Below are 22,500 nucleotides of genomic sequence, written 5' to 3'. Positions count from 1 at the left end.
CGACCGGCCCCATCAGACTGCGGTATCCGATCGTCATCGTCTCGTCGATATCCGTTGGGCTGGCGTCGCCTTCTTCGACCCTCCGTCTCGTCTCGAGTCCGTCCCGACGCCGAGTCTCGAGTCCGTCCCGACGCCGAGTCTCGAGTCCGTCCCGACGCCGAGTCTCGAGTCCGTCCCGACGCCGAGTCTCGAGTCCGTCCCGACGCCGAGTCTCGAGGGGGCGATCTCGACACGACAGTGTCGACAAATATTCGCATTCGAAACGGTGAACGTGGTTTCAAGTCGGGACGGCCGCTCGATAGGACGCCGTATTTTTCCCGTCGTTACTCGTCATCCGACGGGCGAATCTTGAACCCGTATCGCGTAACGCCTTCCTGCGTGTAGATTCGGCGGATCGTCGTCTCAACTCGGTCGCCGACGGCGAACGCGGACGGATCCGCATCGGTGCCCATCGCTGGAATGCTGACGGTCTCTCTATCGGTTTCGGCCTCCAGGGCGACGATCGCGGCTGCGTAGTCGCCCGACTGCGACTGTTGGGCAGCGAACTCCGGCGGCGCACCACCCTGTGAGATCGTCGTGACGGCTTCAATAACTCCCTCGCCAGGGAGTTCTATGGGATCGTACTCGGCGAGCGCGCCGCAGTCGTCACACGAACCCTCCGGCGGGAACGCGAGCGCACCACACTCGGGACAGCGACCCGCCTCGAGCCGATACCGTTGCGGGAGCGAGCGCCGCCAGGATGGGACGCTGACGTACGCGCCACCGCCCGACGGCGGTCCCGACGTAACGATGCCCCGCTGGCGCAGGTAGTCGGCGTACGAGATGGCATCGTCGCTCTCGATAGCAATCTTCGCGGGAACGTCGCCGCTGACGGTGACGAGGAGGGCGTCCGCGCCGGCGCCACTGCCGTGGGAAACGGCCAAGATCGATTCGTAGCCGCCCGTGAGCGCGCCGGCGAGCGAGACGGGAACGCTCGCGGCACCGAGGTCGCCCAGCTCGTGGACCGTCGCGGCGGCCTGAATCTCGTCGGTGCCGACCCCAGCCGCGCCCGCGGCGCGATAGGGCAGTTTCCCGTTCGGTGCCTGGATGGCTGCTGCCTCCGGTCCGGACTCGACTTCGAGCCCGGAGACGGCGCCGCCGATCGTTTCGGTGAACGCCTGCCGGTCGTACTGCGTGACGCCGAGTCCCTGCGTCTCGTCCTCGCCAGTGTTGCGGAATCGCGTGCCCGGATACGGCGCGGCGTACTCCGCACGGTCAACGAGCTCAGCGGGTCCATTCGCCTCGAGAACGAACGCCGCGGCTCCGGCGCCAGCAGCGTGATCGATCTCGTCGTCCGGATCACCGTGCGGGGCGTCGGCGGCAACGATGACGGCCGTGCCGGCCGCAGTCTCGACCGCGTCCATCCCGGCCCAGAGAGCTCGCGTCCCGGCGCGTGTACTGCCCGTGAAGGTCTGTCTCGCCGTAGTCGAGGAAAGACCGAGCATCGCACCCAGTCGGGCGGTGAGGTCCTCTTCGGCCGCTGGCGGTCTCGAGGACGCGAACCCGAGCCAGTCCACCTCCGCGGCATCGAAACCGCTGGCTTCGATCGCGCGGGTTGCGGCCTCGTAGGCCATCGTCAGGGCGTCCTCGTCGGCGCTGGGAACGGCCTTCTTGGAGATACCGGACGCCTGGAAGTGACCCCAGGCCTCTGCGAACTCTTCAGCGGTGATGCGGAAACGGGGCGCGTAGGCGCCGACGGCGGTAATGGCGGCCATTACGCGCTCACCTCCGTTTCCTTCTCTCGCGGACGATGTCCGCTCGAGGAACTCGAGGAGCGTTGCTCCTCGCGCTCGAAGATATGGATCACCGAGGCGCCGCCGCTTCCACCGACGTTGTGCGTGAGACCGCGTGTCGGGTTCTCGACCTGTCGCTCGCCGGCTGTTCCAGAGAGCTGCTTGAACGCTTCGACGACCTGGCCCGCGCCGGTTGCACCGATCGGGTGGCCCTTCGATTTGAGCCCGCCCGACGTATTTACGGGGAGGTCACCGTCGAGTTCAGTCGCACCGGACTCGATGAACTGGCCGGCCTCCCCTTTCTGGCAAAAGCCCAGATCCTCGTAGGCGAGCAGTTCGGCGATCGCGAAGCAGTCGTGAACCTCCGCGAAATCGAGGTCGGCGGGGCTGACATCGGCCATCTCGTAGGCGGTTTCGGCGGCGCGTTGGCTAGCTGGAATGCCGGTGTACGAATCGCGCTGGAAGAGCCCGACGGTGTCGCTCCCGGCACCGACGCCGGCGACCCGGATCGGGACGTCCGTGTACTCGTCGACGACGTCCTCGCTGACGATCAGCGCACAAGCAGCTCCGTCGGAAGTCGGACAGCAGTGATAGAGGTTGAGCGGGTCCGCGACGACCGGGGCGGACTGGGCGTCATCGAGCGAGCACTCGAACCCGAGCTGAGCATGCGGGTTCTTCGCTCCGTTCGAGTGGTTCTTGACGGCGACGCGCGAGAGCTGTTCGCGCGTGGTCCCGTGTTTTTCCATATGTGCGCTAGCCATCTGGGCGTAGACGCCCGAGAACGTCGTCCCGGAGAGGCGCTCCCACTCGGTTTCGCCGGAGACGCCGAGCCAGTACTTCGTTGCATCCGAGCTCATGTCCGTCATAATCTCGAAGCCGCCCGCGAGGGCGACGTCTGCCATGCCGGATTTGACCGCCTGGACGGCCTGGCGGGTCGCGAAGCCGCTCGCCGCGCAGGCGTTCTCGACGCGGGTACAGGGGACGCCGTCGAGGCCAACGTGTTCGGTCACCGCCGGCCCGGAGAGACCGAGCTGACGGCCACCGACGCCGAGTGTGCCGATGAACGCTTCATCGACATCGGCCGTCTCGAACCCCTTTGGGACGTTTTCTACTGCGGCGTCGAACGCCGTTCGAAACAATGAGCGGTAGCTCTCATCGGGAAATGTTCCGTAGTCTGATTGTCCTGCACCGACTAAGTAGGCGTCTGGCATACGCATATCAGTACCAATCGGCACGAAATAAGTACACCGTTGTCCGCATCCGAGTAACTGGAGAACGGACGACTTCGACTCGACGAGTAGCCGTTCAATGGGAGCCGAAGTTTCGTGCACCAGCCATCGCAAGTCTATAAAACACCATTGTGAAGTCGCACTCGTGCGCTGAAAATGGGAGTATATACGGGATTTTTTGCTACTATATTGAAATTGTCCATCAGATCAGGAATATCCAGTGAGGAATGGAACCGAGGATACAAAACGGAGAGAAGGGAAGTTATCTGAAGCGGCGTTTCGTAATTCGAAGCCCCCTCCAAAGTGTTAGGTACACGAATCGTGATTTTACAGTCAATTTATAACTACGGCCGGTAAGCGATATAGATGCGCCTCATTTTACAACACTACGGTCGTATAACCCCGATCCGCTCACAACATCGATCCGGTCACAATGCGGACTGTGTTTACTGCCGTACCATTGTAAAGCAGATCTAAATATCTCTGAGTACGGTACAGGGACGCAGAACTGTCCCCCCGAGTGTGCGTAGTATTGCAACGAAAGAAGGAGGAATAATTTAGCCGCCACTTCGGCGTATCATTCGTACAGCGTGCTCCTCTTCACCAGCTACGAGAGAAGTGTTCGGAGCACGGCAACTATTTCGTATTACGAAACGAGTACCGACGAGAAATCGACTGTAAAAGAGCGAACCGCGAAGTAGTAACAGCATGACCTACTCTCGAGCCTGTGAAACGTAAATCATCGTGATATCGTCGTTCTCGACTGCGGCGCTACACTCTGACGTTCCACTCGGGAACGGCGGCCGTGTTCTCTCGAGTGCTTCGTCGTAGTGGTCAGACAAACGAAAGAGAGTCCGCATCAATTTCGAATGGGTAAACTTTTTCCCATTGTCAACCATTTATTGGATAATGTCCCCAGACGGAAGCGGTTCGTCGACTACGCGGATCAAGAGCGTCGAAACTACCCTTGAGATAATTGCCGAATTAAAACGGCAAAATGGAGCGACCGTCTCGGAACTGGCCTCGACAGTTGACGTGTCAAAGGGGACGGTCCACAAACATCTGGCCACGTTACGTGAGCACGATTACGTCGTGAATGACGACGGCAGCTATCGAATTGGCTTTCATTTCCTGGATATCGGTGGATATGCGCTCTGCCAGTTCGACGGCATCAAACAGATCACGTCCAAGGTGAGAGAACTTGCAGACCGAACCGGTGAAACGGTTCAATTTTCGACCGAGCAACACGGTCGCACCGTCGTACTAACCCGAGAGTCAGGACAGAAGGGCGTCTCTAGCCGCGCCCGACTCGGAACGCGGTTCTATATGCACCAGGTCTCGGGCGGAAAAGCGATCCTCGCCAACCTGTCGAAACAACGTGTGCAAGCCATAATCGCCCGACACGGACTGCCGGCCGCAACGGAGTCGACGATCACAACCGAATCCGAACTCTTCGAGGAACTCGAGACGATCCGCGGTCGAGGGTACGCGTTCAATAAAGCCGAAAGTACGGACGGACTCCACGCCGTTGGAGTTCCCCTGCGAGGGCCGGAGGGCGACGTTCTCGGGGCGTTCGCCGTCGCCGGACCGAGCCATCGAATGCACAGCGAGCGGTTCGAAGACGAGATTCCGGACGTCATGCTAAGCGCCGTTAACGAAATCGAGTTGAATCTCACGTACTCCTGATTACGGATGACCGCCTCCCTCCGGCGCTGATACGCTGTACTGCTCGTACGAACCGTCTCGAACGTACTGCGAGTGCGAAACGATAGTCGTCGGACGATCATCAGCGGGTGCGGACAGTTCCCAAAAAGTCTTTCTCAATCCGGTGTGATCGCCACTCGTATGCAACCGTTAGATGATCTTACCATCGTAGACCTCACTCAGTCGATAGCCGGCCCGGTCTGTACGCAGTTACTCGGGGAGATGGGTGCGAACGTGATCAAGATCGAACCGCCGTCGGGCGACAATTTCCGGAATCTGATGGGGGGAAGCATGTTTACCCCGTTCAATCACGGCAAGGAAAGCGTTTGCGTCGATATGAAAACCGACGAGGGACACGCGATTGTCACAGAACTGGTCGGCGAAGCCGATATCGTCGTGGAGAGTTTCCGTCCAAGGGTCCTCGAAAAGTACGATCTCGACTACGAGTCGGTGCGCGAGCGAAACGAAGACGTCATCTACTGTTCGCTCTCGGGGTTCGGCCGAACCGGGCCCTATAGCTCGTATCCCGGATACGACCCGTGCGTCCAGGCGATCTCGGGCCTAATGGCAACCACGGGCTATCTCGACCGGCCCCCGGTCCGGATCCGTGCGAGTCTGATCGATTGCGGAACGGGAGCGAATGCTGCGTACGCGATTCTAGCTGCCGTTCGCCAGCGGGATCGGGGCGGATCGGGCACCGAAATCGACATTTCGCTGTTCGACGTCGCCGTGTCGTGGATGTCCTATTGGATCTCGCGGTACGACCGGACCGGAGAGCTGCCCGAACGCGCAGGCGGACAGGGGATCGGCAGCGCGCCCAATGGCGTCTTCGAAACCGGAGACGGGTACGTCTACCTTGCAACGCTCTCGGAAGCGATGTACGAGCGCCTCTGTCACTTCCTCGGCCGTGAAGACCTGCTCGAGGACGAGCGCTTCGAGACGATCGATGACAGGCTCGAGCACCGCGACGTCCTCAAGGACGAGTTCACAACCGAGTTCGAGCCGTACGACCAGATCGAACTCGAAAAGGGGCTCATGGACGCCGGCGTCCCGACCGGCGCAGTACGGACGGTCGGCGACATCGTGGACACGGATCCCCACGTCGCCGACCGCTCGATGCTCGTCGATTCGTACAATCCGGAAGCCGACGAGGAGGTCGTTACGCCCGCGTTGCCATTCAGGTTTCGTTCGGCGATCCACGACGGAACGTTCTCCTCTCGACCGCCGAAAAAAGGAGAGCACACGGTCGACATCCTCGAGACGCTCTCGTACACCGAGCGTGAAATCGTGAACCTGTTCGAACAGGACGTTGTCTTCGCCGAAGGATGACCGGGAGTCTAGTCGACAACAGCAATAGTAGGCAGTAGAAATAATTGCTCACCCTTGGTATAAAGTGGGTGAGTAAGAGCAGTATCGATCGCTGTTGTGAATTCAGATTGTGTATCACAGAATCGATTGCAAAGCGCTGAGTGGAGCTGTCCACGGTATTCCTCGACCGGATGTGGTGCGGGTGAACGCGCCGGTAACGTGACAAATGCGAGATTGTCATGAGCCGCGAATCTGTGACAGCCGACGCTTGAAAGTACGGTACACCGTCCAGAACCACGGTTGAGTCCTCTTCAGAATCATATCAAAATTGAGAGAGAGAGAGAGAGAGGTATCGATCCTTGTCCTCGGTAATCGTGGCCGAGAGACACGTCCCGTCGCCGTTCCAGAGAGTTTTGCGGACAAACATGTAGTTTCTGCACGGCACGTAACCAGTATCCCGACTTTCCGAGTAATTTATGGGCAGCTTTTCGGATATTTATTACTATTTCTTATTTATCTCTTCTGAATAGAGGGAATATTAGTAACGGCCGACTCGGGCGACTCGAGACTGATGAGTCGTTCGAGTCGACGAGAGATCGGTCGTCGCTGAACGTCGTACCGCTCGGCTAGTCTTGTCTGTGCACGACCGATTTTGAATGCTATTGCTGTGAATAACCGCTGTGTCGGCTTCTTTCCTTCCAGGCTGTCGAGAGCGTCTTGTAATTTATCGACAGGAATCTCGACGAGATGATCACTACAGTCAACGACGGCAAACGAGTAGAAAATTCTAACGGCCACTACAGGTGGTGAAGATTGCTCCTCCTCCTCGAGCGATGGCACTCAGAGATCCATAGCCATCGACAAGAGACTCACCGTCGGAGAAATCGTGTATCTCGGTCAGTCCATGCGGAACTGCAACAGCTGGACCGCTCGTGACGGGAGGCATTATAAGCCATCAGGTTGACTATCACTATTATGGATGCGATAGAACGCGTTCCGATCTCGACACCGTTCGGCGTCGGCCCGGTGAACTGTTACCTCATCCTCAAAAACGGCCTGACTGTCATAGACCCCGGACCGGCGACCACCGAAGCCTACGAGGAACTAAACCGTTCGCTCGCCGGTATCGACCGCAGCATCGATGACATCGATCGGATACTTATCACCCATCCACATATGGATCACTTCGGGCTCGTCGACCAACTCGTCGAGGAGTCGGGCGCATCCGTATTCGCTCATGAGGATGCCGTCGGGCGCTTGTCGGATCCCATTGGACACTTCGAAACGGAACGGGCATATTTCCGACCTTTCTTGCTGTCGATGGGGATGCCGACGGACACGGTCGAGACAGTACTCGAACTGCCGGAACCGTACACCGATTACCAGGATCCGGTCACGGTCACCCACGAAATAGCTGACGGAGACGTTATCGACGTCGGGATCGATCTGGAGTGCATTTCTACCCCGGGCCACACCCCCGGTTCGATCTGTTACCTCGCGGCGTCCGAAGATATCATGTTCACCGGCGATCACGTCCTTCCCGATATCACGCCGAACCCGCTACTCACGCTCGTCCCCGGCTCTGACGACGAGCGAACACGGAGTTTGCCGACCTATCTCGAGTCGCTCCGGAAGATACTCGAGCGGGAGGGTGCGGTGGGGTACGGTGGCCACGGCGAACCGATCCTCGCTCTTCAGGACCGGGCGAGAGAGACGATCGCCCACCATCAAGATCGGAAAGAACGGATCTTCGATCTCATAGCCGACCGTGAGCCGACGACAGCGTATCGGATTATGACGGAGATGTTTCCGAATCTTCCGGCGACTGAAATGTTCTCCGGCATGTCGGAGGTGATCGGCCACTTCGACCTTCTGGAGGACGAGAATCGCGTTGTAATCAGCGAAAGAGATGGTGTTAAACGGTACGAAGTTGACACACAAGAGCGCGAGTAAGTTCCTGTCTCACGCCGTAGTCCCGGAAATTTCCCTGCGGACGGTTCGCTCGGATATTACGAATCGACCGACTGGGGGTCGAGCGCCTGCATCACGTCGTCGACGTAGTCGTCGATATCCTCAGCTGCTACGGGGGTGCCGTGAATGGGGGCGACGTACGTCACGTCGAGGATGTCGAACAGCATCTCGAAGGCGTCTCCGAGCTTTTCACGGTCGAGGAAATCGACGAACGGTAGCTTGTCCATGTAGAAATCGTCGATGTGCTCCATGGGGATGCCGCCCTCCATCTCGGCGGACGTTTGCCCGCAATTCTCGGCGTCGTGGTAGTGTCCGAACGCCTCCGCCGTGAACAGGACGCCCGACTCGTGGTCGTAAGCCCACTGAGAAACCGTTACGTCGGTGAGCAACGGATGGATACAGGTGAACGGCCGGCCGGCGAATTCGACCGGCTGGTTCAACTGGCGGACCTCGGCATCCGGCAGGCCGACGACCTCGGGAAATCGCCCCGTAGCGGCGATGGTCTCGGTTTCTCCCCACTCGTCCTCGAACGCGGGGACGTTCTCAGTGTGGGGAAGCGTCGAGTGGGTGAGCAATACCACGTCGGGCCCGCCACCGTCGGTGAGACGGTTCACCTCGCTGATGATCTCCTCACGGTAGTGACTCGACCCCGAGTCGACGAGGATCGTGTCCGTTCCATCCCGGAGCAGATACTCAGACATGTGAAGGTGGCGGCCATCGTCCGGATGACAGTTCCTGATCCAGTGAACGTCATCGACGAGTTCTCTCGCCATCGTTACGCCTCCGTCGGCGGCCGCAGAATGTACTCGAGTTTGCTCTGCATGTTCTCGTGCTCACCCTCCTCGGAGAGGTATGCCGCCGCCTCGGTGAACAGATCCATGTACTGGCCGGGATTCTCGGTCGTTACCATCCCGTGGGCCGGCGCAACGATGTCGGGATCGAACCGTTCCCTCACGTCTGCGACGCCCCTCTCGATCGCCTCGACGTCCGAGAAGCGGAGCCAGGGAAATGCGAGCGCGTGAAACCGGAATACCTGTTCAACCGTGACCTCGCGGTCGAGTTCGTGCACGTATGACACGCAGTTCGAACTCTGGTGGAGAAAGCCCATCCAATCGACGGTGAACAGCGTGTTCGTGGTGTGCTCGGTCATCCATAGCGTGAACGAGTGGTCGGCCACGACGGGCCTGTGAAACTCGACGGTATACCCGCCGAGATCGACGGTGTCGCCGTCACCGATGTATCGGATCTCGTTCGCCAGTTCGGAGACATCCTCCGGAGTGTCAGTCGCAATGTGGTACAACTCGTGCTCAGTTCCGTGGCCGGTGCCGTGTCCCGCCGCTTCGCCGGGAACGAGCAGTGTCGCCTCCGGGTACGCCTCGAGAATGGTGAACGTGTTGCCCGCGTGGTTGGCCTCCGGATGGGAGATGACGAGGTAGTCGAGGTCATCGCCGTCGAGCAAGTCGTCAAGCAAATCGACTACCTGGTCACCGTTCGGCTGGGTTAATGTGTCGAACAGCAGGCTCTGCTCGCCGTCAAGCAGATAAGCATTCTGGCAGCCGTGAACTTCCTCGTCGGCGCCGATCCACTTCGACATGTCGAACCGGTCGAGTTCACTCAGGGTGCCCAGCGGCAGGCACTCCTGAGTCCAGTAGAACCCGTCCTTGATCTCCCGATACTTTGGGTTGGACACTGTTTGTGCCATGGTCTGCGCTTGTATGGTACGCGGATATATATAAATTGGATGGGTGATTCACTGGTCCTCCGAACGTCTCGATGAGGTGTCGGTGCGAGCGATCGAACGGACCAGTTCCACAATAGAGGGCGTACAGTCGAGAACATGTCGAACCGTACCGAGCATGTCAAACTCGACTCGATAATCGCTCGCGGATACCGCTGAGTCGTCGTTGTCCCCACAGCGCTATCACAGCGGTTCGTTCCCATCGAGGATCTGGTACGCTCGTTCAGCGAGATCCGGCACTCGGTTTTTCATCTTGGAGTACGACTCGTCGTCGGCGTTCCCCTCGAGATAGCGGCGGTACATCATCTCACAGGCGCTGGCCATCTTGAAAACACCGAACGTCCGATAGAACCGCTGTTGTTCGAACTCCCTCCCGGTGGCAGTTTCGTAGCGTTCGACGAGTTCCCGTCGCGTCGGATACCCGTCGCGAGTGAGGAACTGCGGGAGGGCCGAACTCCCGTATTCTGGGTCACCTTCGTCGGGCCAATAGACCAGCAGCCAGCCCAGGTCCATTGCCGGATCCCCTCGAGTACAGAGTTCCCAGTCGAAGACGGCGGTGAGTTCCGGTGGCGTTTCCGGGCCGAACATGACGTTATCGGGCTTGTAGTCACCATGAACGAGCGTATGATCGTATTCGTCCGGGACGTTCGCGGCAAGCCAATCGGCGACGTCCCAAAGTAACGGAATCGATCGTTCCGTTTCCGTGCGTTCGAACGCCCACTCTAATTGCGAAGTCCACCGATCGACCTGTCGTTCGGTGTACCCATCCGGATGGCCCAGATCATCGAGACCGACCGCTGCCGTATCGACGGTATGGATCGCAGCGATCGTTTCGATGAACCGCTCCGACAGGGCCCGGCGGTACTGGGGTGTCGCGAACCGTTCGGGTTCATCTCTGAGGACGGTACCCTGACACCGCTCCATCAGGTAGAAGTCCGCGCCGATAACGGAGTGATCGTCACAACTCGCCACTGTTTGAGGGACCGGAATGTCGGTCTCCTGAAGTGCGTCCAGGATTCGGTATTCCCTGTGCACGTCGTGTGCGGATTCAGCCGTTGCTCCAGCGGGTGGTCGACGGAGGACGAGATCGTAGTCACCCCAGTCGAGAAAGAGCGTCTCGTTGGATTTTCCCTCGCGATGATAGTCGATGTCAAACTCGTCTGCAGAACCTAGTGTCGTTTCGAGGTACCGTTGCAGTGCAGGTTCATCGATCAGCCGGTCGAAGTAGTTCGGGTTCGTCATGGGTGACAACGTCTATACTACTCTGTAGACAAATGACCTTATAGGGCTAGGGATGATCCCGAAGTCGATTCCCAGCGGTGAAACCGCGGTGTTACGGCAGCTGACCGTCGGTCAACTACCAGTTGACGTTCCTGCCAGTTGGCGTACTATACTGATCGCTATCCGTTGCCAGTCGCACTCACCGGTCTGGTCGATAAAACGAGAACGACTCCAGGGAAAGGGACTTCCGCTGGCGCGTCTACTCCGAACGCGCCGCGAGTCGCAACTCGATGAGTCGATCACGATACGATTCGGGGAGCCAAGGAAATTGTGCCAGCTCTTAGCTTGTTTGAGGTAGATGTGCGCATCGTGATCCCAGGTGAATCCCATCCCGCGTGGTTTTTCATATCGTCGCCGAAGACCCGGTGGAGGCGATCTGCCGCGAAGGACTTCGTCGCAGCGACGGCATGCCCTGCGTCCGGTTCGTCGTTATCGAGCGCCCATGTGGCGTAATAGACCAGCGATCGAGTGCTTTGCATGTCGATCCACATATCGGCGTTTCGGTGTTTGATCGCCTGAAACCGACCGATCGGATGACCGTACTGTTTCCGTTCATTTCCGTGTTCCGCAGAGAGTTCGACTGCCCGGTCAGCCCCTCCGGTCAACATCGCACAACCCGTAACGGCGAACCTGTCGATCGCGTTCACGTATATAATCGTGACGGTTGGACAGGGCTAGCGATGTCCTGTTTGGAACCTGGGTGAATTACGATCTTCGAACTACGGGAGGCTGTCCGAGACGAGACGATCCGATGTATATTTCCTCTGGCTTCGACCCATCGGATGATAATATCTATCGTGAACCTTTCATTCCCATTTACTTGCCCCCTATGATAATGCCCTTAGGAAGTTATAGAGTGGCGCGAGATGAAAGCGTTCTCTTGAGAGATACCACTGCAACTCGTGTCGATACATCTATGAGACGAACTGAGTGAGCGTCAGTCGACTTCCACCGTAGTAACTATTACATAAATTGGCGAGAAGAGGTAATAGTTGACTGAGAATACAGTACGACTAGATATCGATACCGGTATCGCAACTGCGACGCTAAATGGTCCCGACCGGCGAAATGCCCTCTCGAAAGAACTCGCCGACGCGTTACAACGCGTACTCGAGGACAAAGCGACGCCCGTTGTCTTGTCATTCAAGGGGCAGGGGACGCTTTCTCTGCTCGCGGCGACATCAGCAGTATGGTGGAATCGATAGAAAACGACGTGCGATCGATGATCACATCCAGGGTCTCATGCAGTCGACGAACCGAGTGATGAAACAACTCGGTGAATTTTCTCTTTCAACAATCGCCAAAACCGATGGCCAAGCCGTCGGAGCCGGTGCAAATCTCCCGATATTGTGCGATCTGCAACTCGCGAGTGATCGCGCATTGATCGGCTTCGTCTTTCGCCAGGTCGGCCTCGGCGTCGATACTGGGACATCACATCGGTTACCGCGCTTGGTCGGTGAGAACCTCGCCAAGGAACTCGTCTTTACCGAAAAGATCGTAGACGCACAGGAGGCGACCGATATTGGATTGTTCAATCACGTTTTCTCGGGAGACGAGTTTGACGAACGAGCAGACGTGATTATCGCTTCGATCGCGATCGGACCGACGGTTGCGTTGAAACACGCGAAATGACTTCTCAGTGAGGGGAGCAATAAATCACTCAGCCAAGCGATGACCGACGAGGTGGTTTCACAGGGAGTTATCTTCGGGACCGAGGATCACGAGGAGAGGTTAAGGCTTTCTTGAACAAACGATCGCCCGAGTTGGACGGTCAGTGAGAAAGCTCACCTGAAGCAATCTTTCTGTCGGGATCACCATTACGTGGGCGTTTATCTAGAAAAGAACGATGGCGGGTATCAGCGCGGTTCTTGTCATCCTCGAAGTAATGGTTACTATAATATAAGTGAGGGTGTCATAGAAGAATTCTCACACCGTGATCACGGTACTCCCCGGATTGTCTCCGCGTTCGTAGTTGGTGATTGCGACCACGAGGCGCAGACAAAGTGCGAGGAACACTTGCGCTCGTGCGTGGACGCGGCCTCGGGTGAACGCACGCCCGAGGCCGCAGTCCTTGACTGATTCGTTGGTTCGTTCAACCCCCGTGCGGCGGTTGTACGTCTCGTCCAAGATGGATTGCTTGAGCTGAACGTCCTCGCTGTGTTCCTCGATACGGTCTTCGACCCTGTACTCGATGTCTTTCGGATCGTCGGTGTTTCGCGCGTTGTACGGTGCGACTGGCACGACCCCTGCGGCCAGCAGGTGGTCGTGCCAATCGAGCGTGTCGTAGGCGCTGTCACCGACCATCCAGATCGGCTTGTCGACGGCGAGCGCGTCACGCGTGACGCGCATCGCCGTCTCCTCTGGTGCTTGTTTGCTTTCGGTGAACTCGGCTGCAATCGGGATTTTTTGCCCGGTAGAGACGATCGTGCAGCCGTAACCGTGGTAGTACTCCTCAGCGGTTGGATCGTAGCATTTCGAGGCGTCTTGATCGGCGGGCATCGCCCTCACATCGGTTGAATCGATGCAGTATGTCAAGTCGAGCAGGCCGCGGCGGGCGGCCTGCTCGACGAGCCGACCAAAGACTTCATCAACGACGTGTTCGAGGGCAGTGAGAAAGCGATCGACCGCGTCCCTCGACGGTGGTCGATCGAAGCCATAGCTCAGCCAGACGACCGTGTTCTGAAGTTCTCGTTCAACGGGGCGAATCCCGTAGATGTCGTGGTAGTAGCAATGGAGGAAACCATGCATCATTTCGGGTGGTTCGTGCTCTCCTGTTCGCCCCGTCTCCGCCGGGGCGAACACGTCGAACTCGTCGAGAAACTCGAAGGAGAGATGCTCAAACAACGCGACCGTCTCCCTCTCCACGACATTGAAGAACGATTCTACCGAAGGATCATCTTGCAGGGTCGCTGAGTACATGCCACCTCAGCGTTCACCCTGCTCTTTCGTATGGTAACCGTTCTATGACTCCCTCATAATATAAGTGGGAACCGAGGTGGTCGGAACGTACGTCCACTGAGTTCTACGAATACCCCGAAAGACTATATATGATTGGGTAATGGTGGCTAATGTCATGGTACGATACCGTACAGTCAATAGACGAGAATTTATTGGTACGACCGGTGTCGCAGGAGTCGGATTCCTGGGTGGGTGTCTCAATGCAGATACTGCTGGAGGAGACAACGAACTCGTGATGGTCTCTTCTGGGGAGGAAACCGGGACGTATGCCTCGAGTCAAGGTATCGCTGGAACGGTGAATCAGAACACGGAAGATGTATTTATCGATGCCCGACCGAGCGGTGGGACCGACGATAATGTTGGAATGATGAATAGAGGCGAGGCAGACATCGGATACTTCCAGCACAACAGCGCCCAGCTCATCATGGAGGGGAAGGAACCTTACGACGCGATCGATTTCACGCCACTGCAATTGTTTCACCACTCGGACCTCGCGTGGTTATTTGTAACATCGAATAGCGGGTGGGAGTCAGTAACAGACATTGAATCCAATAGTAAGGTTTCCCCAACGCCGAGTGGTTCCGGATCGGCACCGGTGCTCGAGCAGGCCCTCAATTACGCCGTCGACGACTACGAAAGAGTGAGCTATGGGTTCGGCGCACAGTCCAGTGCCATGCAGGAAGGCGAACTCGACGTCGCAACGATTGCAATCTCGAATTTTGACTTCGAGTCCTCCTGGATCCAAGAGATGAAACAAACCGTTGACACGCGGATTCTTGGCTGGCCAAACGATGCGGTTCAAGAAATAGGAGACGATTCCCTCGTGCCGGCCGAAGAGTTCGATCTATCGGAGGACCTCGCCGAGGGATACGCATACGTTCCAGATCCGACCGTCGCGATCAATATTCCATACAATTACTGCACTCACGACGGGGTTCCATACGACCCGGTATACGAGATGCTCAATGTGATGTGGGAAAACCGCGAGGCGATGGCCGATACGCACGTCTACGAAGAGTACCTCCTCGAGGACGAGTGGTGGGTGACACGGATGTACGACGGTGTTCCGTTCCATCCCGCTGCCGCAGACTTCTACGAGGAACAAGGCCTCTGGAGGGACGAATTCGAACGCGGCGAGGTCAACGAATAGGATCGTCATTTGCTAAATTGAATATCTGACAATGAGCGAACTCAAAGAAAGAATATCGATACTGCCCCGCAACGGTGAATCATTACTTAACAGTATTATATATATAATCGGAGTGTCGCTTACGCTGTTCACTATCTACTACGCGTACGCACATCCGATGGAACGGCTTCGTTATTCCAATCTATTTCTTGGCGTCGGTCTAACACTATTTTACTTATTAGAAGTTCAAAAGCACTTCGGCAACGACGAAACGAGTGAACGAACACAACAATCGGAGCAAATAGGGTTACGCTCGATTACAGGGCGAGCGAGCGCGTTCGCTGCTATCGCTGGGATTACTCAACGAATTAAATCCAAGTACGCTCGGATCGATCCGGTCATCGCGTTCAGTTTCGCTATCGCATCGGCAGCTGCGACTGGCTATATCGAATACAATTACGCAAATTTGCAATATGATGCCGCGTTGTATGGCTATACGATGGTAGACCACATCGTCGGACTCGTCATCATCGTGCTCGTGGCCGATGCTACTCGACGGGCGTTCGGGAACATGATCACGTCTGTAGTGGTGTTGTCCGTGATCTACGCGTTCGTCGGTCCGTGGCTACCCGGAATCTTTCAGCATACCGGAATGAACTGGGAGCAAGTCGCGCGCCACGGTGCAATCGGTCTCACCGGCACCTACGGGTTCATCCTCGGCGTCGGTTCGACGTGGGTCGCAATTTTCATCATGTTTGCCGGGATGGCCAAGGCGTTCGGTGCACTCGACTACGTTCTCAACATCGGCCGCGAAATGGGAACGAGCCTGCACACCGGCGTCGTCCAAATCGCGGTGATCGCTAGCATGATCATGGGATCGATTACCGGCAGCGCCGCGGCGAATACTGCAACGACAGGCAGCTTCACGATCCCGATGATCAAAGAACAGGGCATCCGCGCTGACTTTGCGGCGGCGATCGAGGCGGTGGCATCGAGCGGTGGTCAGATTCTTCCGCCGGTCATGGGCGTCGCGGCGTTCCTGATGGCAGACATCGTCGGCGTACCATACGTCAGTGTCATTCGGGCAGGTCTCATCCCGGCGTTGCTGTTTTATTTCAGTGTCAGCGTCGCAGTCTATCTCCTCGTCCTCAAGTTCGGGTGGACGACCGAAGAAACGACTTCGTTCGACTGGACCGTGTTCCTCACAGGACTTCATTTTGCGATCCCGCTTGCAGTGTTGCTTTATACGTTGATTATCCTCCGATTCACGCCACTTGCAGCCGGGATGTATACGATATTCACGATGATTCCGGTGATCTACCTCCGAAACCTGTACGTAGATGGGGTTTCCGTCGACACCGTCGTTGACACGACCATCGACACCATCGATGGGTTGAAACAGGGCGCCGTCGAGATGGCCCCGCTGGTCGGTATACTGGGCTCTCTCGGCGTCGCCCTCGTATTTATCACGCAGACTGGACTTGCACAGAAAATTAGTCTGCAGATGGTCGCGCTGGCTGGCGGTATATTGCTCCTGTTACTGATCATTGCGATGATCATGAGCATCCTGTTCGGACTGGGAATGCCGACCCCAGCTGCGTATATCTTGGTGGTAATGCTCGTCGTTCCGAGTGTGACCCGGATGGGGGTTCCGGATCTCACGGCCCACATGTTTGTATTCTATTTCGCGATGCTGTCCGCAATCACGCCGCCGGTAGCGGTCGCCGTCGCCATCGGCTCGAGCATCGCGGAATCTGATTTTACAAAATCCTGTGTTCAGGCCTTCCGAATCGGCGCGTCCGGGTTTTTAATCCCCTTCACATTTATCGCGAATGACAGTCTCATCTATTGGTCGTTCCCGGAGACGGTAATCGCACTTCCGCTCGTGTTATTCGGTATTACGTCGCTGGTTATCTCGACCATTGGATACGATGGCGTCAATGCGCTCGGCTACGGACATCGTGCGTTCTACATGATTCTTACGTTCGGTGCCCTGTTCGGCCCGTTACCCGTTCAGATTACTGCTGGAGCGCTAATCATCCTCGTCGCGTTCCTCTCGAACACCGACCGACTGCCGTCGATCATCGATCCCGCGCGAAACTGAGGTAGCCGTTCCGTCGTCATTCGGGACACAAGTTTTTATGTGATATCGAACAACCTCTTTCACGCCATGGTGACACATAACGATCGTCTCGGAAACGAAGATCTCGACGTGACCGTCAGTGATGATGGCCTGGTTGCACGAGCGATAATTGATCGACCTGCTGTTCACAACGCGTTGAGCGATACCGTCCTCACAGGACTCGTGGACGTGTTGAACGCCACTCAGGGCAGTGATATTCGAGTCGTCGTCATCCGAGGTGCGGACGGAACATTCTGCTCCGGAGGAGATCTGCAGGGAATGGACGAAGCCAAATCGAGATCGATGGACCAGCGACGGAACGGCTCGTCAAGTCTCGCCGATCTCTTTGACCATCTAATCGATGCAGATGCGCTCACTGTTGCCGCGGTTCAAGGCTACTGTCTGGCGGGCGGCTGTGGCTTGGCAGCAGGATGCGATTTCGTTCTCGCGGCCGACGAAGCCGAGTTCGGGACACCAGAGGTCAACGTAGGAATGTTTCCGATGCAAGCGATGGCCGCCATCATGCCAACCGTTGGAGAAAAGAAGGGGCTCAAAATGATGTTCACCGGAGAACATATCGACGCAACAGTCGCTGAGGACATCGGACTCGTCACCGATGTTCTCGACGCGTCCGAATTCGATGCCGAACTTGACGACTACGTTGATCAACTGGCAAGAAACAGTCCCGTCATGATCTCGATGGGAAAAGAAGCCTACTACACGCAACGAGATATGACGTTCGAACAATCGTACTCGTATCTCAAGGAGATGTTAGCCCTGCTGATGGAGAGCGAAGATCACAAAGAGGGAGTCAACGCCTTCGTCGAAGATCGACAACCCGAATGGGGGAAGCGCTAATGGGAGGTGTCGGCCCCACTCCGCCGAGCACCGATCTCTTCGTCGCCGATCTTCTCGAAGACGAGACCGCTCTCGTGACCGGCGGCGGTACCGGCATCGGGAAACACATCGCGCTCGCCTTCGCTGACCACGGTGCAGACGTCGCTATCGCATCACGCGATATGGACCACCTCGAGCCTGTCGTCGAGCAAATCGAAGACAAAGGCCAACGTGCGATCGCCACGTCGGTCAATATTCGCGACCGCGACCAGGTCGATGCGATGGTCGATACGGTGCTGGATGAACTCGGCGAAATTACGATACTCGTGAATAATGCGGGAGCGAATTTCCTGAGCCCCGCCGAGGACCTGAGCGAGAATGGCTGGCGGGCCGTCGTCGGGACGATTCTCGACGGCACTGCGTACTGTACCTTTGCGGTTGGCGAACACATGATCGAGAACGGCGGCGGTTCAATCATCACTATGGGTGCCACCAACAGCGAACGCGGAGCACCGTATCACGCACATTCCGGTGCGGGGAAAGCGGGAATAAAAAATCTCATGCAGACCGTGGCAGCCGAGTGGGCCGAATACGGAATCCGTGCCAACACCGTTGCTCCGGGTATAATCGAGACGGACGCACTGTCTAGCGTTTGGGACGAGGCAGGACGCGACCGTGAGAAAATCAGCCGTGACATCTCCGTCGATCGCCTCGGAACACCCGACGATTGCGTTCCTCTCACGCTGTTTCTCGCCAGCAACGCGGCCGCGTACGTGACCGGTGGCTACTTTACCGTTGACGGCGGACAGCTCGTCGCGAACGCGGAGCGATAACTCGAGTAACTCCGGACCAGGTAATGCCGTCCATTTTTCGTTGAACTCCTGTCGCCTTCCCCAGAGTCTACTCCGAGACGGATCTCAAAATAACACCGTTCCGTGGTGCCGGTCGCGCTCGATACGGCGTTTGTCGCGGTACGCATCGATGCGACTCTCGAGTTGCACGCGTAAATCACCTGCCGGAATCAGTTCGTCGACTTGCATACTGGAAGCCTGTTTGCGGATGTCTTTCCGATACATCTCTTTTTTCTCCTCGATAAACTCCTTCCGCTCTTGAGGCTCGTCTATGGCATCGATCTGTTGTGAAAACATCGCGCGTACCGCTGCGTCGGGACCCATCACCGCGAGTTCGGCTGAAGGAAGTGCAAGCGTGGCGTCAGGTTCGAACGATGGACCGCACATCGCGTAGATACCAGCCCCATACGCCTTTCGAGTAATCACGCAGAACTTCGGGACCTGTGCGTTCGAGGTCGCGTAAATGAATTTCCGCCCTTTCTGGAGGATTCCCTGTTTTTCGACCTGGGAGCCGACCATGAATCCCGGTGTATCACAGAGATAGACGAGCGGGATACCGAAGGCGTCACATTTCCAGATGAAGTCCGCGGCCTTCTCCGCCGAATCTGGAAATATCGCGCCCGAGATATGTTCGGGCTGATTAGCGACGATGCCCACCGGCCGGCCATCGATGCGCGCAAACCCCGTGACTATTTCGGGAGCGAAGCGAGGCTTGAGTTCGAAGAAAGAGCCCCCGTCGACGACTCGATCAATGACATCGTGGACATCGTAAGATTTGTTCGGTTCGTCTGGGATGACCGCGTCCAACCCCTTCGGATTACGGGCCGGCGCGCTTGTCGACCGTTCGGGGAGCGGCGAGCGATAGTCCTGCGGGAGATACGAGAGGAGTTCTCGAACTTTCTTCGCGGCGGTTTCTTCGTCCGATACGACGAGATCGGCGCTTCCGGAATGTGTCGCGTGGACATCAGGTCCTCCGAGATCTTGCATGCTGATACTCTCGCCGGTCATTTCTTCGACGATACGAGGGGACGCGATCGCCATTCCCGAAATCTCTTCGACCATGATCAGAAAGTCACAGAAGACCGGCGTATAAGCGGATCCCGCAATATTCGGTCCATAGAGAACGCCGATCTGTGGGACCTGGCCAGAGTGTATACACTGGTTAAAAAACGACTTCCCGCCGGTGTATCGACCGGCATGACTGGACGATTCGTCACGTTCATCGGGAGACAGGCGAGCACCCGTCGAGTCGATGAGTCGAACGATAGGTGATCGAGCAGTTACGGCACGTTCGGCGAGACGAATTTCTTTCTCGATACCCTGCTGACCGAGCGAACCGGCCATAACGGTATAATCGTTCGCCGAAAAGAAGATATCTCTCCCGTTGATATCACCGATTCCCGTTATCATCCCGTCTGCAGGTGTCCGTTCGTCGTTCGCATAGCCGGCGAAGGACCCGTCCTCGTATTGAACCTCGTCGAAGACCATATCGATCCGGTCCCGAACGAACGCTTTTCCCAACTCTTCGATTTTCGCGTGTCCTTTCTCGGAACCGCCGGAGGCGATATCCTCGATTTCTTCCCGGAGGCGTTCCTCACGCTCGGTGAGAATCACGCCCTCATCCGCATAGTCTTCAGCGCTCTCACCGTCGACGATCTCGACCGATCTTCCGAGGTGTTGGGAAAGAGCCGTGACTATCGCACGAACCGTGTCATCGTCGTAATCGCCATCGATCTGAATTTTCATAGTTTGATCCTTGATAGCATGAGCCACTAGGAGCTACCATGTGATCCAATTTGATGTCGTTCTAAAAGTGTATCGTTCATTGATCGGTCGTTTCGAAGCGGGTACTCGAGCGGACACCTTCGGCGCACGGTCGAGCCGATCTCGCTCACCGCAAAACGCCCGGGCACTCATCGGTAGTAGTCCCGTTTATCGTTGGATAATTTGTGCTTTTGCACCTTGTTCGTCGCCGTCTTGGGAAGTTCGTCGACGAAATCGACGGCTTTCGGCGATTCGAATCCGGCGAGGCGGTCACGAGCATACTGGCGAACGTCGTCCGAGTTGGGATCGATACCCGCAGGAGCGACGGCGAACACGGTTACCGCCTCTCCCCAGCGCTCGTGGGGGAGTCCAATGACCGCGACCTCGTCGACGTGCGGATGATCGAGTAACACCGATTCGACCTTCTGAGTGGAGACGTTCTCACCGCCGGATTTGATGATGTCTTTCTTCCGATCGACGAATTTCAGTAGTCCGTCCTCGTCGAAAAAGCCCATATCTCCCGAGTGGAACCACCCGTGAGCGAACGCCTCCCGCGTCTGTTCTTCGTCATTGAGGTAGCCGTCCATAACGTTCGGTCCGCGGTAGACTATCTCCCCCACTTCACCATCAGGGAGACGGTTTCCCTTCTCATCCATGATCGCAATATCCGTATTCGGTAATCCCGTCCCCCAGTAGTTTCCTTCCTTCTCTAGTTGCCACTCGGGGTGAAAAGTACAGGTCGGTGGATACGCCTCCGTTTGTCCCGAACCGAGACTAAAGTCAGCATCGAAAACGTCGATACACTCTTTCAGCGTCTCGTTTCCGATTGGTGTCATCGCGTACGTACACCGTCGCAGCGAGGAGAGATCGCGATCCCTGATGTCGTCTCTGGAGAGCAACTCCGTGTACATCGACGGCAAGAGCGTGATGTCCGTGATGCCGTACGTTTCGACGTGATCGAGCAATCGATCCGGTTCGAATCCGCGCATGATGATCATCCGTGCGGAAACGTGGAGTACCGCCTTTACCTGGGAGAGCATCGCACAGTGGAACATCGGCAGTAGCCCGCCCTTGATGTCGTTTCGCGTCATCTCACCGCCGACGACGTTATTGATCGAGCCGGCGTGTAACGCTCGGTGAGGCAAGCGTACGCCTTTCGGGCGTGAGGTCGTTCCCGACGTGTACATTATCTGCGCGAGATCCGTCGCTTCGACATCGACAGCCAGTTCGGCATCACTGTGGCCATCGATAAACGCCCGAAAGGAGGGTGTCGATACCGAATCGTGGTCGTCCTGCCAGTCGATACTCGCGAGCAACTCGATTTCGCGATCCTCGAGGACGGATTCGATCTTCGGATAGAACGTATCCTCGACGAGAATCGCGTCGACCGCCGCGTGATCGAGTTCGTAGGCGATATCGTCAGACGTGATTTCAGGATTGATGGGGACGGCGACGATTCCAGCCTTGAGTGCGCCGAAGTACGCTTCCAGATACTGAAGGGAGTTCGACGCAATGAACGCGATCCTGTCACCCGTTTCGACTCCGGCGTCGATAAACGCATGGCCCGCGCGGTTCGAGCGCTTATCGAACGCTCCAAACGTTATTTGCTCGCCAGTCGACGGAACGATAAATGCATCTTTCTCGGGACGGCGATTACCTGCTCGGCGAACGATATCGCCCGCCGTGGTCCGGGTAATCTTCCCGACGGGATATCCACTATCCGAGTTGTGTGGCATCTCTTGGTCTGCCATATGATAACAATCATTGCGAAACGCAAAAATTCTATCGTTGATCCGTCTACCGAGTCGACCTCAGACCGCCGCCAGCGATATACGC

16 protein-coding genes and 2 pseudogenes are annotated in these 22,500 nt (G+C 57.0%); 8 read left to right on the top strand and 10 right to left on the bottom strand.

Going from position 1 to position 22,500, the window contains the following annotated elements; translation table 11 throughout:
- Window positions 1–323: 323 nt before the first annotated feature.
- The gene (locus ACEWFR_RS02035) at window positions 324–1,754 is read right to left on the bottom strand and encodes a zinc ribbon domain-containing protein (protein ID WP_374059472.1); all 1,431 of its coding nucleotides are present in this window, start codon (window positions 1,752–1,754) and stop codon (window positions 324–326) included.
- The gene (locus ACEWFR_RS02030; protein WP_374059471.1) at window positions 1,754–2,983 is read right to left on the bottom strand and encodes a thiolase domain-containing protein; all 1,230 of its coding nucleotides are present in this window, start codon (window positions 2,981–2,983) and stop codon (window positions 1,754–1,756) included. The genes ACEWFR_RS02035 and ACEWFR_RS02030 overlap by 1 nt, the downstream gene beginning before the upstream one ends.
- Window positions 2,984–3,910: 927 nt before the next feature.
- On the opposite strand from ACEWFR_RS02030, the gene ACEWFR_RS02025 reads away from it, so the two are divergent.
- Window positions 3,911–4,687 carry an IclR family transcriptional regulator gene (locus tag ACEWFR_RS02025; RefSeq protein WP_374059470.1) on the top strand — a complete coding sequence of 259 codons (777 nt, stop codon included), beginning with the start codon at window positions 3,911–3,913 and terminating at the stop codon, window positions 4,685–4,687.
- A 159-nt stretch (window positions 4,688–4,846) separates the two neighbouring features.
- A complete protein-coding gene (locus tag ACEWFR_RS02020) occupies window positions 4,847–6,034 on the top strand; it encodes a CaiB/BaiF CoA transferase family protein (RefSeq protein ID WP_374059469.1) in 1,188 nt (395 codons plus the stop codon).
- A gap of 37 nt (window positions 6,035–6,071) precedes the next feature.
- On the opposite strand, the pseudogene ACEWFR_RS02015 reads toward ACEWFR_RS02020, so the two are convergent.
- A pseudogene (locus ACEWFR_RS02015) lies at window positions 6,072–6,326 on the bottom strand (IS630 family transposase); the annotation flags it as partial.
- A gap of 662 nt (window positions 6,327–6,988) precedes the next feature.
- Here ACEWFR_RS02015 and ACEWFR_RS02010 point away from each other — a divergent pair.
- A complete protein-coding gene (locus tag ACEWFR_RS02010) occupies window positions 6,989–7,966 on the top strand; it encodes an MBL fold metallo-hydrolase (RefSeq protein ID WP_374059468.1) in 978 nt (325 codons plus the stop codon).
- Between the two features lie 56 nt (window positions 7,967–8,022).
- On the opposite strand, the gene ACEWFR_RS02005 is transcribed toward ACEWFR_RS02010, so the two are convergent.
- The 4 genes from ACEWFR_RS02005 to ACEWFR_RS01990 form a co-directional block, all read right to left on the bottom strand.
- The gene (locus ACEWFR_RS02005) at window positions 8,023–8,757 is read right to left on the bottom strand and encodes an MBL fold metallo-hydrolase (protein WP_374059467.1); all 735 of its coding nucleotides are present in this window, start codon (window positions 8,755–8,757) and stop codon (window positions 8,023–8,025) included.
- Window positions 8,758–8,759: 2 nt separating this feature from the next.
- Complete coding sequence (locus ACEWFR_RS02000) at window positions 8,760–9,686, bottom strand: MBL fold metallo-hydrolase (protein WP_374059466.1); 927 nt, start codon at window positions 9,684–9,686, stop codon at window positions 8,760–8,762.
- 219 nt (window positions 9,687–9,905) lie between these two features.
- Window positions 9,906–10,964 carry a phosphotransferase family protein gene (locus tag ACEWFR_RS01995; RefSeq protein WP_374059465.1) on the bottom strand — a complete coding sequence of 353 codons (1,059 nt, stop codon included), beginning with the start codon at window positions 10,962–10,964 and terminating at the stop codon, window positions 9,906–9,908.
- 278 nt (window positions 10,965–11,242) lie between these two features.
- Window positions 11,243–11,650, bottom strand: a complete 408-nt coding sequence (locus ACEWFR_RS01990) for an acyl-CoA dehydrogenase family protein (protein WP_374059464.1) — start codon at window positions 11,648–11,650, stop codon at window positions 11,243–11,245.
- 345 nt (window positions 11,651–11,995) lie between these two features.
- On the opposite strand from ACEWFR_RS01990, the pseudogene ACEWFR_RS01985 reads away from it, so the two are divergent.
- A pseudogene (locus tag ACEWFR_RS01985) lies at window positions 11,996–12,781 on the top strand (enoyl-CoA hydratase/isomerase family protein).
- 148 nt (window positions 12,782–12,929) lie between these two features.
- On the opposite strand, the gene ACEWFR_RS01980 reads toward ACEWFR_RS01985, so the two are convergent.
- Window positions 12,930–13,922: a transposase gene (locus ACEWFR_RS01980; RefSeq protein WP_374059463.1), complete on the bottom strand. Its 993-nt coding sequence runs from the start codon at window positions 13,920–13,922 to the stop codon at window positions 12,930–12,932.
- A gap of 139 nt (window positions 13,923–14,061) precedes the next feature.
- Between ACEWFR_RS01980 and ACEWFR_RS01975 the strand changes: the two genes are divergently transcribed.
- The 4 genes from ACEWFR_RS01975 to ACEWFR_RS01960 all read left to right on the top strand — a co-directional run bounded on the left by ACEWFR_RS01975 (window position 14,062) and on the right by ACEWFR_RS01960 (window position 18,882).
- The gene (locus ACEWFR_RS01975) at window positions 14,062–15,111 is read left to right on the top strand and encodes a TAXI family TRAP transporter solute-binding subunit (protein ID WP_374059462.1); all 1,050 of its coding nucleotides are present in this window, start codon (window positions 14,062–14,064) and stop codon (window positions 15,109–15,111) included.
- Window positions 15,112–15,142: 31 nt separating this feature from the next.
- Window positions 15,143–17,194: a TRAP transporter permease gene (locus tag ACEWFR_RS01970; RefSeq protein ID WP_374059461.1), complete on the top strand. Its 2,052-nt coding sequence runs from the start codon at window positions 15,143–15,145 to the stop codon at window positions 17,192–17,194.
- Window positions 17,195–17,260: 66 nt separating this feature from the next.
- The gene (locus ACEWFR_RS01965; protein ID WP_374059460.1) at window positions 17,261–18,070 is read left to right on the top strand and encodes an enoyl-CoA hydratase/isomerase family protein; all 810 of its coding nucleotides are present in this window, start codon (window positions 17,261–17,263) and stop codon (window positions 18,068–18,070) included.
- Entirely contained in the window at window positions 18,055–18,882 is an 828-nt protein-coding gene (locus ACEWFR_RS01960) for an SDR family oxidoreductase (RefSeq protein ID WP_374059459.1), read from the top strand. Before ACEWFR_RS01965 ends, ACEWFR_RS01960 begins: the two co-directional genes overlap by 16 nt.
- An 84-nt stretch (window positions 18,883–18,966) precedes the next feature.
- Here the strand turns inward: ACEWFR_RS01960 and ACEWFR_RS01955 are convergent, their stop codons facing one another.
- Window positions 18,967–20,646, bottom strand: coding sequence for an acyl-CoA carboxylase subunit beta (locus ACEWFR_RS01955; protein WP_374059458.1), 1,680 nt, complete (start codon window positions 20,644–20,646; stop codon window positions 18,967–18,969).
- Between the two features lie 167 nt (window positions 20,647–20,813).
- Window positions 20,814–22,415, bottom strand: a complete 1,602-nt coding sequence (locus ACEWFR_RS01950; RefSeq protein WP_374059457.1) for a class I adenylate-forming enzyme family protein — start codon at window positions 22,413–22,415, stop codon at window positions 20,814–20,816.
- Window positions 22,416–22,500 lie beyond the last annotated feature (85 nt).

Source organism: Natrinema sp. H-ect4 (genome assembly GCF_041894845.1).
GTDB lineage: Archaea > Halobacteriota > Halobacteria > Halobacteriales > Natrialbaceae > Natrinema.
This window is presented reverse-complemented; position numbering and strand designations above follow the sequence as displayed.

Bases quoted from the DNA above. Each gene is read 5' to 3' on its own strand.
- ACEWFR_RS02035 (WP_374059472.1), bottom strand. From the start codon at position 1,754: ATGGCCGCCATTACCGCCGTCGGCGCCTACGCGCCCCGTTTCCGCATC.
- ACEWFR_RS02030 (WP_374059471.1), bottom strand. From the start codon at position 2,983: ATGCCAGACGCCTACTTAGTCGGTGCAGGACAATCAGACTACGGAACA.
- ACEWFR_RS02025 (WP_374059470.1), top strand. From the start codon at position 3,911: ATGTCCCCAGACGGAAGCGGTTCGTCGACTACGCGGATCAAGAGCGTC.
- ACEWFR_RS02020 (WP_374059469.1), top strand. From the start codon at position 4,847: ATGCAACCGTTAGATGATCTTACCATCGTAGACCTCACTCAGTCGATA.
- ACEWFR_RS02010 (WP_374059468.1), top strand. From the start codon at position 6,989: ATGGATGCGATAGAACGCGTTCCGATCTCGACACCGTTCGGCGTCGGC.
- ACEWFR_RS02005 (WP_374059467.1), bottom strand. From the start codon at position 8,757: ATGGCGAGAGAACTCGTCGATGACGTTCACTGGATCAGGAACTGTCAT.
- ACEWFR_RS02000 (WP_374059466.1), bottom strand. From the start codon at position 9,686: ATGGCACAAACAGTGTCCAACCCAAAGTATCGGGAGATCAAGGACGGG.
- ACEWFR_RS01995 (WP_374059465.1), bottom strand. From the start codon at position 10,964: ATGACGAACCCGAACTACTTCGACCGGCTGATCGATGAACCTGCACTG.
- ACEWFR_RS01980 (WP_374059463.1), bottom strand. From the start codon at position 13,922: ATGTACTCAGCGACCCTGCAAGATGATCCTTCGGTAGAATCGTTCTTC.
- ACEWFR_RS01975 (WP_374059462.1), top strand. From the start codon at position 14,062: ATGGTGGCTAATGTCATGGTACGATACCGTACAGTCAATAGACGAGAA.
- ACEWFR_RS01970 (WP_374059461.1), top strand. From the start codon at position 15,143: ATGAGCGAACTCAAAGAAAGAATATCGATACTGCCCCGCAACGGTGAA.
- ACEWFR_RS01965 (WP_374059460.1), top strand. From the start codon at position 17,261: ATGGTGACACATAACGATCGTCTCGGAAACGAAGATCTCGACGTGACC.
- ACEWFR_RS01960 (WP_374059459.1), top strand. From the start codon at position 18,055: ATGGGGGAAGCGCTAATGGGAGGTGTCGGCCCCACTCCGCCGAGCACC.
- ACEWFR_RS01955 (WP_374059458.1), bottom strand. From the start codon at position 20,646: ATGAAAATTCAGATCGATGGCGATTACGACGATGACACGGTTCGTGCG.
- ACEWFR_RS01950 (WP_374059457.1), bottom strand. From the start codon at position 22,415: ATGGCAGACCAAGAGATGCCACACAACTCGGATAGTGGATATCCCGTC.